Origin of the sequence: Streptomyces sp. N35 (assembly GCF_016464295.1) — a bacterium.
Classification (GTDB): domain Bacteria; phylum Actinomycetota; class Actinomycetes; order Streptomycetales; family Streptomycetaceae; genus Streptomyces.
On sequence record NZ_JAEIMH010000054.1, the window covers coordinates 22,714 to 35,519 of the forward strand.

The following is a 12,806-nucleotide window of genomic DNA, read 5'->3' on the forward strand; positions in this document are numbered from 1 at the left end:
AAAAGGCGCGGGACCCCCGGCCCGGTCGGGGGCGCCCCCGCCCCGTACCCCCGATGGCCGCCGGGTGTACGGGCGGACGCGAGGAGCCCCTGCTCCTCGTAGTAGCGCAACAGCCGTACGGAGACGCCCGTCTCGGCGGACAGCTGCCCGATCTTCATCCCGTCCACTGTGACCCCCCTCACAGACACTTGAACCTCACATCGGTGTGAGCTCATAGCGTCCCTGCCATGACGAACACCACGCACAGCACGCGGCTCACGGCCGAGAACCCTACAACCGTCCGGATCGGCGGAGACCTCCCGGTGCGGCGCATCGGATACGGAGCGATGCGCCTTGCGGACGCCCCCGGCGACCCCACGGGACCCGAGGCCCGCATCTGGACCGCGCCCGCCGACCGCGACGCGGCGATCGCCCTGCTCCGTACCGCCGTCGAGCAGGGCGTCCAGCTGATTGACACCGCGGACGCCTACGCCCTGGGAGCGGGCGAGGAGCTGATCGCCGAAGCCCTGCACCCGTACCGCGACGACCTGGTGATCGCCACGAAGGTCGGCGTCGTCCGCCCCTCCCCCACCGAATGGGTGCCGCTCGGGCACCCCGCGTATCTGCGCCAGCAGACCGAGTTGAGTCTGCGCCGGCTGCGCACGGACCGCATCGATCTGCTGCAGCTGCACCGCCTCGACCCCGCCTACCCGGTGGCCGAACAGCTCGGCGCGCTCAAGCAGCTGCAGGAGGAGGGCAAGGTGCGGCACATCGGCCTGTCCGAGGTCACCGTCGAGCAGATACGCGAGGCTCAGGAGACCGCGTCGGTCGCGAGCGTCCAGAACCTCTACAACCTGGCCACGCGCGACCACGAGGACGTGGTCACGTACACCGCCGGGCAGGGCATCGCCTTCATCCCGTTCTTCCCGGTCGCGATGGGTGCGCACGCCGCCCCCGGCGGCCCGCTCGACACGATCGCCCGCGAGCTGGGCGCCACCGCCGCACAGACCGCGCTCGCCTGGCTGCTCCACCGCTCCCCGACCGTGCTGCCCATCCCGGGCACGACGTCCGCGGCCCATCTGGCCGAGAACACCGGGGCGCTCGAAGTCGCCCTCGACGACGAGCAGTTCGCGCGGATCGGGGCGGCAACCCAGAGGTGACCGCCCCCGGGCTGCCCGGCCCGTCCGCGTGCCGCGCACATGACCGCACGCCCGAGGGGCATACGGTCCTGCGGTGACGTCGACGGAAAGCGGAAAGCGGAAAGCGGAAAGCGGGAAGGGAGACCCACGGAAGATGGACGACCAGGACACGTCCTCGCCCGGCAGTCCCGCCTTCCCCGACCACCGGGCCGCCGCCTGCCACACCGTGCAAGAGCTCGACCTCGCGGTCACCCGGTGCCGCGCGTGCCCCCGGCTCGTGGAGTGGCGCGAGCAGGTCGCCCGCACCCGCCGGGCCGCCTTCAAGGACGAGCGGTACTGGGGCCGTCCCGTCCCCGGCTTCGGTCCGCCGGACGCGCGCCTCGCCGTCGTCGGGCTCGCGCCGGCCGCGCACGGCGGCAACCGGACCGGCCGGATGTTCACCGGCGACCCCTCGGGCGACTTCCTGATGGCCGCCCTGCACGAGGTGGGCCTCGCCTCGGGGCCCACCTCGGTCGCCGCTGACGACGGACTGCGTCTGTACGGGGTGCGTCTGTCGTCGCCCGTGCACTGCGCACCCCCGGACAACCGCCCCACGCCCCAGGAGCGCGACACATGTCGGCCCTGGCTGGCCCGTGAGCTGGAAATCCTTCGCCCCACCCTGCGCACCGTGGTCGTCCTCGGCGGCTTCGGCTGGCAGGCCCTGCTCCCGGTGCTCGCCGCGGCGGGGTGGCGCCTGCCACGGCCGCGTCCGGCCTTCGGACACGGCGTCCGGTTCACCGCGTACGACCCGGTCGACGGGCGCGAGCTGACCGTCCTCGGCTGCTACCACCCCAGTCAGCGCAACACCTCGACCAAGCGCGTGACCTTGCCGATGCTCGTCGACGTCCTGGGCCACGCGGCCGGACTGGCCGGGTTGGCCGGGCCGGCCAGTCCTGCCGGACCATCGCCGGACAGGCAAGGCTGAGGCACAAAACACACCTAAAGCGGTTGCACGGTGCATCTTGCCGGGATCTTCGGGTAAGCGGGCTCCGTCGGCCCGCTCAGCGGGTGCCCCCTCAGCGAAAGGTCACTCCATGTCCTCCGACGGCCACGAGACCGAGGCCGATCCGCAGGCCCGCAGACGGCACCGCCTTCTGTTCCGTGCGCTCGAGCGTCGCCGCAACCCCCGCCTGCGCCGCACCGACATCACGGTCACGGACCAGGCGGCGGTCAAACGTGCTGTGAAGGCCGCTTCCCTCGGCAATGCCATGGAGTGGTTCGACTTCGGCATCTACAGCTATCTCGCCGTCACCCTCGGCCACGTCTTCTTCCCCTCGGGCAACGACACCGCTCAGCTGCTCTCGTCGTTCGCGACCTTCGCCGTCGCCTTCCTGGTGCGACCGCTGGGCGGCATGGTGTTCGGGCCCATGGGCGACAAGGTCGGCCGCAAGAAGGTCCTCGCCCTCACCATGATCATGATGGCGGTCGGCACCTTCGCGATCGGCCTCATCCCCTCGTACGACAGCATCGGCTTCTGGGCGCCCGTCCTGCTCATCCTCTTCCGTCTCCTGCAGGGCTTCTCCACGGGCGGCGAGTACGGAGGCGCCTCGACCTTCATCGCGGAGTACGCGCCGGACAAGCGCCGCGGCTTCTTCGGCAGCTTCCTGGAGCTGGGCACGCTGGCCGGTTACGTCGGGGCCGCGAGCCTGGTCACCGCGCTGACCGCCGCGCTGGGCAGCGAGGGCATGGAGGCGTGGGGCTGGCGCGTGCCGTTCCTGGTCGCCGGACCGCTCGGCCTGGTGGGCCTGTATCTGCGGCTGCGGCTCGACGAGACCCCGGCCTTCCAGAAGCTGGAGGACTCCGCCACGTACAAGGCCTCCGATGCCGCCTCGGCGGTGGAGACCTCCGCGAAGGGCGATCTGAAGAAGATCTTCAAGCAGTACGGGGGCACCCTCGTGCTGTGCATCAGCCTGGTCGGCGCGTACAACATCGTGAACTACATGCTGCTGTCGTACATGCCGACCTATCTCTCCGACGAGATGCACTACAGCGAGAGCCATGGACTGCTGCTCCTGGTGGGCACCATGATCGTGCTGATGCTGGTGATCAACCAGGTCGGCCGGCTCTCGGACCGCTTCGGCCGCAAGCCCCTGCTCACGGCGGGCATGCTCGGCTTCTTCGTGCTCTCGATCCCGGCCTTCGCCCTCGTGCAGCAGGGCAGCCTGACCGCGGTCTCGGCCGGCATGCTGATGCTCGGCTTCTCGCTTGTGTGCCTGCTCGGCACGATGTCCGCGGCGCTGCCCGCGCTGTTCCCCACGCAGGTGCGCTACGGCGGCCTCGCCGTCGGCTACAACCTGTCGGCCTCCCTGTTCGGCGGCACCACCCCCCTGGTCGTCACCGCACTCATCCAGGTGACCGGGACCGACATGCTCCCGGCGTACTACGCGATGGGCGCGGCGCTCGTCGGCCTGGTGGCCGTCGCGTGCATGAAGGAGACGGCGCAGCAGCCCCTTGAGGGATCGCCGCCCTCGGTGGAGACGCCCCAGGAAGCGGCGGAGATCGCCGAGGCGCAGGCGCCGGCAGGCCGTATCTGAGCGCACGGCGCCTGTGGGGGCGCCCTCAGCGGGACTGCAGGGCGTCCAGGGCGACCGCCTGCGCGATGACCAGCCGCCGGTCAAGGCCCGGATCGGCGATGTCCACCAGGTACTTGTCGCGCAGCGCGAACTTCTTCGTCACCGAGAAGGACGGCGCGCCGTCCGAGGTGAAGGTGAAGTGGTACGGCCAGGCGAACGGCACCGAGTTGAGGAACGGGATGAACTCCCACACGCGGCGGACCACGGCGAGCGCCGCGTTGCTCTCCTCGCCCTTGGCCTCGGCCGCGCCCGGCTGCTCCAGCTGCCAGGTGGAGCGCAGCAGAGAGCGCTTGAAGAGCTTGCGGAACGAGCCGAGTGTGCCGCCGCCCGGGTCCGTGACGTCGTAAGTGGCGCCCACATCCACGATGTTGCGCGCCCGGAACTCGGCGAACACCTGCTCCTTGGACGCGTCCGTGTACAGCGTCACCTTCTCCTTGAAGGCCATCCGCTTCTGCTGCGCGAACGCCACCAGGTCACCCTCCGAGCCGTCGGGGTCCTGGGTGTGCACCTCGTACTGGTTGACCATGAACCGTACGCGCTGGCGTATGAGCAGCCGGTTGTGCTGCTGCAAGGTCTGAGCATCCATCGACGGGTCTCCAGTCAGTGATGAGAGCGGCCGAAGCCGCGGCGGACTCGGCTGGATACAACGGGTACCGGGGAGCCGGGTCCCCCGTTGCCGCGGGATCAGTGAACGGAGGCCCGCGTTCCGGTCAGGGCTCGCCCAGCGTCCGGTGCGGCGCCTGCCCGTAGGTGTCGCGGTAGTGGGACGCGAACCGGCCCGGATGGTAGAAGCCCCAGCGCGCGGCGACCTCGGTGACCGTGACCCCGTCACCGGGCCCCGCGGCCGCCAGCTCGCGATGGGCGTGGGCCAGCCGTACCCGGCGCAGGTGGGCCAGCGGCGTGGTGTCCAGATGGCGGCGGAACGCGTACTGCAGTGCGCGCGGGGTGACATGGGCGGCCGCGGCGATCTCCGCGACGGTGACCGGCTGGTCGGCGTGGTCGTCGATGTGGGCGAGGGCACGGCGCAGCGTGGCCGTGTGCGCGTCGACGCGATCGCGCGCCGCACCCTCACCGCGTGCGGTGTGCGGGAACGCGTACAGCACACTCGCGGCGAGGTGCTGCGCCGCCGTCGAGGCCACCAGGGGCTCGTCGGCGACGGCCGCGTCGGCGAGGACGTGGTCGCGCAGATAGGCGATGGACCGGGCGAGCTGCCGGGAGGCGGCCGCCGCACCGGGCCTGTGCCCCGTCAACTGCACCGGCCCGCCCGTGAGCTGGGCCAGCAGTTCGGGGTCGAGCATGGCGATGGTGTAGCGGGCCTCCTGGATCCGCCCGGCGTACGGCAGTTCGGGCGGGGCGAGCAGCACGGCGTCCCCGGGGCCGAACGCCTCGTCGTCGACACCGGCGAAGGAGTGGTCCTGGATCGTGCCCTCGTGCACGACGCACACACATATCCTGCCGAGCGGTGTCGCCGAGTAGCTCAACTCGCAGGCGAGATCGATCTCGTCGACGCTCACCGCGTCGATGCCCGTACGGGAGATTCTGGCGCGGTGGGAGCCCGCCGTACCGCCGCCGATGCTCATCCTGGCGTACGCGCGGCAGAGGAAGTCCTCGGTCCTCGCCACGTCGTCGCTCTCGAAGGTCAGCGTCTCCACAGATGTGAAGATGCCACACCCGAACGTCCTCATGCCTCGCTCATGCCAGGTGCTTTCGTTTTCCGGACAGCCCCGGTGGAGGGCTTCGCCTGCCGGCTGTCCCCGGCCCCCCACCTGCACGAAAGCTCTGTGCATGATCGAACGAGGTGAGGACGAGGGCCGGATCGCCGACCTGGAGTCCGAAGCGGCACACCTGCGGCGGGCCCTGAGGTCGCGGGCGCTCATCGATCACGCCGTCGGCGTGGTCATCACCATCGGCGGGCTGCCTGCCGAGGACGGCCTCGAGGTCCTCAAGTACATCTCGCAGCACACCAACATCAAGCTGCGCGTCGTGGCGGACGACTTGGTGCGCTGGCCGTCCACCCGGCATCTGACGCGGCCGGTGCGGCTGGCTCTGCCGCACGCGATCGAGCACGCCCGCCGGATGAGGCGCCACCGCGCACGCATGGCGGAGGACGGTGCGGACGTGCCGATCGGGACGGACGGTGCGGACGGTGCGGACGGTGCGGACGTGCGGATCATCACGGACGGCCCGGCCGACGGGACGTCCACCGTTCCCGCGTCATAGGGACGATGGGTGGGCGGCCACCCTCAGTGCCCGCCCCCGTCACCCCCGTGACCGTGCCCGCTGGTGACCTCGCGGTACTCCTCCGCGGTCGGCTTCTCCACCTGGGTGCCCGGCCCGTACATCGCCTTCGACAGACGTACGCGCATCCGCTCGCCCCGCGGCACGGGCCGCCGCACCCCGTTGGTGTCGGGCGCCGGGGCGGGGTCGGGCGCCCGCCGCTGCTCATGTGCCGTCAGCCTGGGCCCCTGCCCCTCGGTGAGCGGTTCGTGGATCTCCACGAACTCGCCGTGCGGCAGCCGCTTGATGGTGCCGCTCTCGCGGCCGTGCAGCACCTTGTCCCGGTCGCGGTGCTGCAGTCCGAGACAGATCCGGCGCGTGATCCAGAACGCCAGGACCGGGACGACGAAGAAGCCGATCCGTACGAACCAGGTGATCGCGTTGATCGACAGATTCAGCTTGAGGGCCACGATGTCGTTGCCGCCGCCGATCAGGAGCACCCCGTATCCCGCGAGCCAGGCGACTCCCAGCGCCGTACGCGTCGGGACGTTGCGCGGCCGGTCGGCGACATGGTGCTCGCGCTTGTCGCCGGTGACCCAGGCCTCGATGAAGGGGTAGACCGCGATCAGCGTCATGTACACCGGGAAGAGCATGAACGGGATGAACACGCCGAGCACGAGCGTATGGCCGAAGGCGTTGATCTCCCATCCCGGCATCACCCGGATCAGGCCCTCGGAGAAGCCCAGATACCAGTCGGGTTGAGCGCCCGTGGTGACCAGGTCCGCGCGGTACGGCCCGAAGAGCCACACCGGGTTGATCGTCGCGACCGCGCCCATGAAGGCCAGCACACCGAAGACCAGGAAGAAGAACCCGCCGGCCTTCGCCACGTAGATCGGGAAGAACGGCGCCCCGACCACCTTCTTCTCGGAGCGGCCGGGACCCGCGAACTGGGTGTGCTTGTGGTAGAAGACCAGGATCAGATGGGCCACCACCAGGCCCAGCATGATGCCCGGCAGCAGCAGGATGTGGATCGGGTAGAGGCGCGCGATGATGTCCGTGCCGGGGAACTCGCCGCCGAACAGGAACATCGCGAGATACGTGCCGACGATCGGGATCGAGAGGATCGCGCCCTGGGCGAACCGGAGCCCGGTGCCGGAGAGCAGGTCGTCCGGCAGCGAGTAGCCGGTCAGACCGGTGATCAGGCCGAGCATCAACAGGGTCCAGCCGAACAGCCAGTTGATCTCGCGCGGCTTGCGGAACGCCCCGGTGAAGAACACCCGCATCATGTGCACGAGCATCGCGGCGACGAAGACCAGCGCCGCCCAGTGGTGGATCTGCCGGATGAGCAGTCCGCCGCGCACATCCATGCTGATCTCTACGGTGGACTCGAACGCCCTGGTCATCAGGACGCCCTTGAGCGGCTCGTACGACCCCTCGTAGACGACCTCGACGCTGCTCGGCTCGAAGAACAGCGTCAGCCAGGTGCCGGTCAGGATCAAAATGATGAAGCTGTACAGACAGATCTCACCCAGCATGAAGCTCGGGTGGTCCGGAAACACCTTGCGCATCTGCGACTTGGCGAGCGCGTAGACACCGAGCCGGCCGTCGGCCCAGTCGGCGATGCGCTCGCCCTTCGCCGGCTCCGCCGGCCGGCCATTACTGCGTATCCGCTCCTGGCTGCTCATCCCCGGCCTCTCCCCTTCAGGCGTACTCCAGGTTAGGCACACCCCTACCCGGTGCCAACAGGCGCCCCCCTTAACGGCAGTTGCGGCACACCTGTTGATGTTCCGGCGCCGCACCACGAATATGACGAACAGTCATATACGCGGGAGGCCCGGGAGGCGCACATGATCTCGCTCGACGGCAGGACGGTCCTCATCACCGGTGCGGCGCGCGGCCAGGGCGCCGAGGAGGCGCGGCTGTGCGCCGAGGCGGGGGCGCGCGTGGTGGTGACGGATGTGCTGGAGGAGGAGGGCCACCAGATCGCCAAGTGCCTCGGCGAACAAGGCCTGTTCGTACGGCTCGACGTGACCGATCCGGACAGCTGGGCCGCGGCGGTGCGCACCTCGCTCGACCGCTTCGGACGGCTCGACGCACTGGTCAACAACGCGGCGCTGTGGCGTACCGCGTCCGTCGAGGAGGAGACGTACGACAACTTCGAGGCGCTCCTGCGGGTCAATCTGCTCGGGCCGTTCCTCGGCATCCAGGCTGTCGTGCCCGCGATGAAGGAGGCGGGCGGCGGCTCGGTCGTGAACATCTCCTCCACGGCGGGCCTGAAGGGTCTCCCCCGCCACGCCGCCTACGGCTCCACGAAGTTCGGGCTGCGCGGGCTGACCCGCTCCGCGGCGCTCGACCTCGCCCCGTACCGCATCCGTGTGAACTCGGTGCACCCCGGCGCCATCGACACCCCGATGATCGCCGAGGCCACGGCGGGCCGCGACTGGTCCCATGTGCCGCTCGGGCGGGTGGGGCAGCCGCGGGAGGTCGGCGAACTGGTGGTCTTCCTGGCCTCGGAGGCCTCGTCGTACATCACGGGCACGGAGTTCACGGTCGACGGCGGGCAGACGGCCTGACGACTTGACGACTTGATGCCAGCTCTACCCTGTGCGCATGAAGCGTGCTGGTTGCCTCTTTCTCGCCGTAGCCCCGGTGGCGACCCTCGTCGTCTATCTGCTCGGTCCCGACCCCGACGCGGGCGGCCCGGACGACAGGCCCCCGGCCTCCCAGGGTTCGGACGGCCTGGCGCGGGAGACCGCGAAGGAGCTCCAGGAGCGCCTGGCGAAGATGCCGCCCGGGCTCGCGGCGAAGGACAAGAAGGAACTGGCCCAGCAGCTCGTGTCGAGCGCCGAGAACTCCACGCTCGACTGGCGTGCGAACTACGGCTACATCGAGGACATCGGCGACGGCAACGGCTACACCGCGGGCATCATCGGCTTCTGCTCCGGCACGCACGACATGCTCAAGCTCGTGGAGAGCTACACGGAGGACCACCCGGACAACGGGCTCGCGGCCTATCTGCCCGCCCTGCGCGCGGTCGACGGCTCCGATTCGCACGAGGGCCTGGACGGCTTCCCCAAGGCCTGGGCGAAGGAGGCGGGGCGGGCCGAGTTCCGTGAGGCGCAGGACCGGCTGCGCGACGAGGACTACTTCGACCCCGCCGTACGGCAGGCCAAGATGGACGGCCTGAGCACGCTCGGCCAGTTCGTCTACTACGACGCGATGGTGCAGCACGGCCCGGGCACCGACGCGAACGCCTTCTACGGAATCCGGGAGGAGGCCATGCGGCGGGCGAGGACCAAGGCCGAGGGCGGCGACGAGAAGGCGTACCTCAAGGCCTTTCTCGACGTGCGGCGCGAGGTGATGGGGACCAAGAAGGCCCACCGCGACACTTCCCGGATCGACACCGCCCAGCGCGTGTTCCTCGAGGCGGGCAACCTCCGCCTGGACACTCCGCTGGAGTGGAAGGTGTACGGGGACCCGTACCGCGTGAAGTGAGGGTGCACGGACCCGTATCGCATGAAGAGAACGAGGCCCCGCCCGCGTTCGGGCGGGACCTCGCAGCGGTGGGTTCAGCCCTTGACGGCGCCGGCCGCCAGGCCCGATCCCAGCCGCTTGTGCACCAGGACGAAGAAGATCATCACGGGCAGCGTGACCAGCGTGGAGCTGGCCATGACCGGGCCCCAGGCCGTCGAGTTCTCGCCGAAGAACTGATAGATGCCCACGGCCGCCGTGTACTTCTCGCTGTCCTTCATGAAGGTGTACGCGAACACGAACTCGTTCCACGCCGTGATGAAGGCGAAGATCGAGGTGGCCACGAGCCCGGGCGCCACGAGCGGCAGCAGCACCGAACGGAACATCCGGAACCAGGACGCCCCGTCGATGTACGCCGCCTCCTCGACCTCCTTGGGCACCGCCTGGACGAACCCGCGCAGCGTCCAGATGGCGAACGGCAGCGAGAGCGCGATGTAGACGATGGTCAGGCCGAGCAGCGAGTTGAGCAGCTCGTAGTCCCGCATCTGCAGGAACAGCGGGATGACGAGCGCTTCGAGCGGCACCATCTGCACGATCAGGACCATGATCAGCACCGAGGTGCGGAAGCGGAACTTGAAGCGGGCCACCGCGATCGCCGCGAACAGCGAGAGCACCGCGGCCGCGAGGATCGTACCGAGCCCGACGAGGGCCGAATTCAGCAGGAACGTACCGAAGTTGCCCCGCTCGAAGACCAGCTCGAAGTGCTCGAAGCCGAAGCCGCTGGGCAGCACGTCCGAGCCCCGGGTGACCGCCTTCGGGTCGAACGAGGTCGACACCATCCAGTACACGGGGAACAGCGTGAAGACCAGGAGCGCGAACACGGCGGCCGGCAGGCCGATCCGCGCGGCACGGGACGTACGGCGGGTGCTCACAGGTCCTCCTCCCCCTGCCGGAACAGCGTGCGGATGTAGACGATGGTGATCAGCAGGAGCAGCAGCGTGAGCAGCACCGCCGCCGCGGACCCGGCCCCGTAGTCGTCCTGGCCGAAGGCCTGGTTGTACGAGTAGACGCCGAGGTTGTAGACCTCCTCGTTGGAGCCGCTGCCGCCCGGCATCAGGAAGACCTGGGTGAAGACCTTGAAGTCCCAGATGGTCGACAGGATGGTGACGACCAGGAACACGGGACGGATGGTCGGCACGGTGATCTTCCAGAACCGCTGCCAGGCGTTGGCCCCGTCGATCATGCCCGCCTCGTACAACTCCCGTGGAATCGTGAGCAGTCCGGCGAAGACGGTGATCGCCACGAACGGGAAGCCGTGGTGCACCACGTTGAGCGTCGCGATGGCGTAGAACGGCAGCCGCTCGGTGAACCAGTTCGTGGTCGCCGGATCGATCAGACCGAGGGCGCCGGCGAGCTGGCTGAACATGCCGTCCTCCGGCTGGAAGAGCCAGATCCAGACATACGTACCGGTGACCGCCGGCATCGCCCAGGCGGCCAGGATCGACACCGAGCAGATGGCGCGCCAGGTGCTGCCGAGCCGGTTGAGCAGCAGCGCGACCAGGGTGCCGAGCACCACGGTGAGGCCGACGCAGGCGACGGCGAAGAAGACGGTGTTGGGCATGACCGTCTTCCACAGCAGCTCGCTGGAGAGCAGTTCGCTGTAGTGGTCGAACCCGGTGAACTCCCCCACTCCGCCGCCGAACGTGACCTCCCAGTCCTGCAGGGAGATCTTGCCCACCTGGAAGATCGGGTACAGCAGGAGTCCGGCGAGGACCACGAGCGCGGGAGTGAGCAGCAGCCAGGGGCGGGTGAGGCGGACCAGGCGCCGGCGGCGGGCCGTCGGCGCCTTCTCTGAAGTGCGGCGGGGGGGCGAGGGGGGCTGTCCCGCGCCCCCCCCCCCGCTCGCCCCCGTTTGCGGCGCCCTACTTGTCCTTGGCGAAGATGTCGTCCATCTGCTGGGCCGCCTTGTCCGCGGCCTCCTTGACGGAGGCCTTGCCCGTGATGATCGACTGGATCATGCCGGGGACGACCTGAGCGGCCTGGATCTTCCCGTACGACTCGGTCTTCGGCACCGTGGCACCGGCCTCCAGCATCTGCTGCGCGAAGGGCTCGACGAGCGGGTCCTTCTTCGCGGCGACCTTCTCGAGCTCGGAGTTCTGGCCGGGGAAGTAGTTGGTCTGCTGGGCCCACTTGGCGGCGAACTCACCGGTGGTGAGCATCTTCACGAACTCCCAGGCGAGCTCCTTCTTGTCCGTGTCGAACGTGGACAGATAGGAACCGCCGAGGAAGGAGCGGCTCATGCCGCCGTCGGGGCCCGGGATCGGCACGGCGCCGAGCTTGCCCTCGAGCTCGGGGTTCTCGTCGACGAAGGCCTTCGGGGTCCAGTTGCCGGAGACGGACATGGCGATCTCGCCCTTCTTCCAGGCGTCGCCGACCTCCTTCTCCGTCCAGGTGTTGACCTTGGCCGGGGAGACCTTGTCCTTGGTCGCGAGGTCCGTATAGAACTCGATGCCCTTGATCGCCTCGGGCGAGTTGATCGCCGACTTCCAGGAGTCGCCCTCCTGCTTGGCGAGTTCACCGCCCGCGCCCCAGATGAAGGGGGCCGCGAACATCTCGGCGCCGCCGGCGACCGGGAAGGACAGGAGCTTCGGCTCCTTCGCCTTCAGCGTCTTCGCCGCCTCCTGGAGCTCCTTCCAGGTGGTCGGGGGCTTGATGTCGTGCTTCTCGAAGATGTCCTTGCGATACAGGATCGAGCGGACCCCGGCGTACCAGGGCATGCCGTACTGCTTGCCGTCGAGCGTGCCGGCGTCCTTGAGCCCCTCGACGAGATCGTCGGTCAGACCGGACTCCTCGACCTCGTCGGTCACGTCCACGAGCGCTTTGGTCTCGGCGAACTGCGGCACCCAGGTGGTGCCGACCTCGGCGACATCGGGCACCTGGTCCGCACCGCCCGCGATCGCGGTGGTGAACTTGCGGTTCGCGGTCGCCCACTGCTGGTACTCGACCTTGATCTTGGCGCCGGTCTTCTTCTCGAACGCGGCCGCGGCCTCCTTGAAGAACGGGCGCGCGTCGGGGTTGGTCCCCTCCATGATCCATACGGTCAGGGTCTTGCCCTTCCCGTCGGTCGCACCGTCCTTGCCTCCGCTGTCGCCCGAGTCATCGCCGCAGGCCGTGGCGGTCAGTCCGAGCGTCAAGGCGATTGCTGCCGCGATGACACGTCGCTTCATGACGAGCCCCCTTCATGGATGGCGGTCCACTTGCGTGAGGTGATTCTCAGCACAGGGGTTCATGAGCGGTCTAGGCCATTCCCGATACGCGGCCGAACCGTAATGACCATTGCAAACACTGCAACATGCGCGCAGGCCATTGCAGTTGACGCAACACACCT

At 69.1% G+C, this 12,806-nt stretch carries 13 protein-coding genes; 6 read left to right on the forward strand and 7 right to left on the reverse strand.

Translation table 11 applies throughout. From position 1 onward, the window contains the following. A partial coding sequence (locus JAO81_RS26850) for a MerR family DNA-binding transcriptional regulator (protein WP_199550512.1) occupies positions 1–158 on the reverse strand: 158 nt, incomplete at its 3' end. 69 nt (positions 159–227) lie between these two features. Between JAO81_RS26850 and JAO81_RS26855 the strand changes: the two genes are divergently transcribed. The 3 genes from JAO81_RS26855 (at position 228) to proP (ending at position 3,691) form a co-directional block, all read left to right on the forward strand. Next, on the forward strand, positions 228–1,139 hold the full coding sequence (locus JAO81_RS26855; RefSeq protein ID WP_199550513.1) for an aldo/keto reductase: 912 nt from the start codon (positions 228–230) through the stop codon (positions 1,137–1,139). A gap of 133 nt (positions 1,140–1,272) precedes the next feature. Continuing rightward, positions 1,273–2,082: a uracil-DNA glycosylase gene (locus JAO81_RS26860; RefSeq protein ID WP_199550514.1), complete on the forward strand. Its 810-nt coding sequence runs from the start codon at positions 1,273–1,275 to the stop codon at positions 2,080–2,082. A 109-nt stretch (positions 2,083–2,191) separates the two neighbouring features. Further along, entirely contained in the window at positions 2,192–3,691 is a 1,500-nt protein-coding gene (gene proP, locus JAO81_RS26865) for a glycine betaine/L-proline transporter ProP (protein ID WP_199550515.1), read from the forward strand. Positions 3,692–3,716: 25 nt separating this feature from the next. Here the strand turns inward: proP and JAO81_RS26870 are convergent, their stop codons facing one another. Together JAO81_RS26870 and JAO81_RS26875 are read right to left on the reverse strand one after the other, a co-directional pair. Beyond that, positions 3,717–4,316, reverse strand: a complete 600-nt coding sequence (locus JAO81_RS26870) for a hypothetical protein (protein WP_199550516.1) — start codon at positions 4,314–4,316, stop codon at positions 3,717–3,719. Positions 4,317–4,440: 124 nt separating this feature from the next. Beyond that, positions 4,441–5,382, reverse strand: a complete 942-nt coding sequence (locus JAO81_RS26875; protein ID WP_199550517.1) for an AraC family transcriptional regulator — start codon at positions 5,380–5,382, stop codon at positions 4,441–4,443. A 133-nt stretch (positions 5,383–5,515) separates the two neighbouring features. Between JAO81_RS26875 and JAO81_RS26880 the strand changes: the two genes are divergently transcribed. Next, positions 5,516–5,950 (forward strand): ANTAR domain-containing protein, encoded by a 435-nt coding sequence (locus JAO81_RS26880; protein WP_199550518.1) that lies wholly within the window; start codon positions 5,516–5,518, stop codon positions 5,948–5,950. A gap of 23 nt (positions 5,951–5,973) precedes the next feature. Here the strand turns inward: JAO81_RS26880 and JAO81_RS26885 are convergent, their stop codons facing one another. Beyond that, a complete protein-coding gene (locus tag JAO81_RS26885) occupies positions 5,974–7,632 on the reverse strand; it encodes a cytochrome bc complex cytochrome b subunit (protein WP_199550519.1) in 1,659 nt (552 codons plus the stop codon). Between the two features lie 162 nt (positions 7,633–7,794). On the opposite strand from JAO81_RS26885, the gene JAO81_RS26890 reads away from it, so the two are divergent. Then, entirely contained in the window at positions 7,795–8,520 is a 726-nt protein-coding gene (locus JAO81_RS26890) for an SDR family NAD(P)-dependent oxidoreductase (RefSeq protein WP_199550520.1), read from the forward strand. Positions 8,521–8,557: 37 nt separating this feature from the next. After that, complete coding sequence (locus tag JAO81_RS26895; RefSeq protein ID WP_199550521.1) at positions 8,558–9,442, forward strand: chitosanase; 885 nt, start codon at positions 8,558–8,560, stop codon at positions 9,440–9,442. 74 nt (positions 9,443–9,516) lie between these two features. Here the strand turns inward: JAO81_RS26895 and JAO81_RS26900 are convergent, their stop codons facing one another. The 3 genes from JAO81_RS26900 to JAO81_RS26910 all read right to left on the reverse strand — a co-directional run bounded on the left by JAO81_RS26900 (position 9,517) and on the right by JAO81_RS26910 (position 12,645). Then, the gene (locus JAO81_RS26900) at positions 9,517–10,350 is read right to left on the reverse strand and encodes a carbohydrate ABC transporter permease (protein ID WP_199550522.1); all 834 of its coding nucleotides are present in this window, start codon (positions 10,348–10,350) and stop codon (positions 9,517–9,519) included. Then, positions 10,347–11,195, reverse strand: a complete 849-nt coding sequence (locus JAO81_RS26905; protein WP_307813735.1) for a sugar ABC transporter permease — start codon at positions 11,193–11,195, stop codon at positions 10,347–10,349. Before JAO81_RS26905 ends, JAO81_RS26900 begins: the two co-directional genes overlap by 4 nt. Positions 11,196–11,340: 145 nt before the next feature. Further along, on the reverse strand, positions 11,341–12,645 hold the full coding sequence (locus JAO81_RS26910) for a sugar ABC transporter substrate-binding protein (RefSeq protein ID WP_199550523.1): 1,305 nt from the start codon (positions 12,643–12,645) through the stop codon (positions 11,341–11,343). Positions 12,646–12,806: the final 161 nt, after the last annotated feature.

Bases quoted from the DNA above. Each gene is read 5' to 3' on its own strand.
- JAO81_RS26855 (WP_199550513.1), top strand. From the start codon at position 228: ATGACGAACACCACGCACAGCACGCGGCTCACGGCCGAGAACCCTACA.
- JAO81_RS26860 (WP_199550514.1), top strand. From the start codon at position 1,273: ATGGACGACCAGGACACGTCCTCGCCCGGCAGTCCCGCCTTCCCCGAC.
- proP (WP_199550515.1), top strand. From the start codon at position 2,192: ATGTCCTCCGACGGCCACGAGACCGAGGCCGATCCGCAGGCCCGCAGA.
- JAO81_RS26870 (WP_199550516.1), bottom strand. From the start codon at position 4,316: ATGGATGCTCAGACCTTGCAGCAGCACAACCGGCTGCTCATACGCCAG.
- JAO81_RS26880 (WP_199550518.1), top strand. From the start codon at position 5,516: ATGATCGAACGAGGTGAGGACGAGGGCCGGATCGCCGACCTGGAGTCC.
- JAO81_RS26885 (WP_199550519.1), bottom strand. From the start codon at position 7,632: ATGAGCAGCCAGGAGCGGATACGCAGTAATGGCCGGCCGGCGGAGCCG.
- JAO81_RS26890 (WP_199550520.1), top strand. From the start codon at position 7,795: ATGATCTCGCTCGACGGCAGGACGGTCCTCATCACCGGTGCGGCGCGC.
- JAO81_RS26895 (WP_199550521.1), top strand. From the start codon at position 8,558: ATGAAGCGTGCTGGTTGCCTCTTTCTCGCCGTAGCCCCGGTGGCGACC.
- JAO81_RS26910 (WP_199550523.1), bottom strand. From the start codon at position 12,645: ATGAAGCGACGTGTCATCGCGGCAGCAATCGCCTTGACGCTCGGACTG.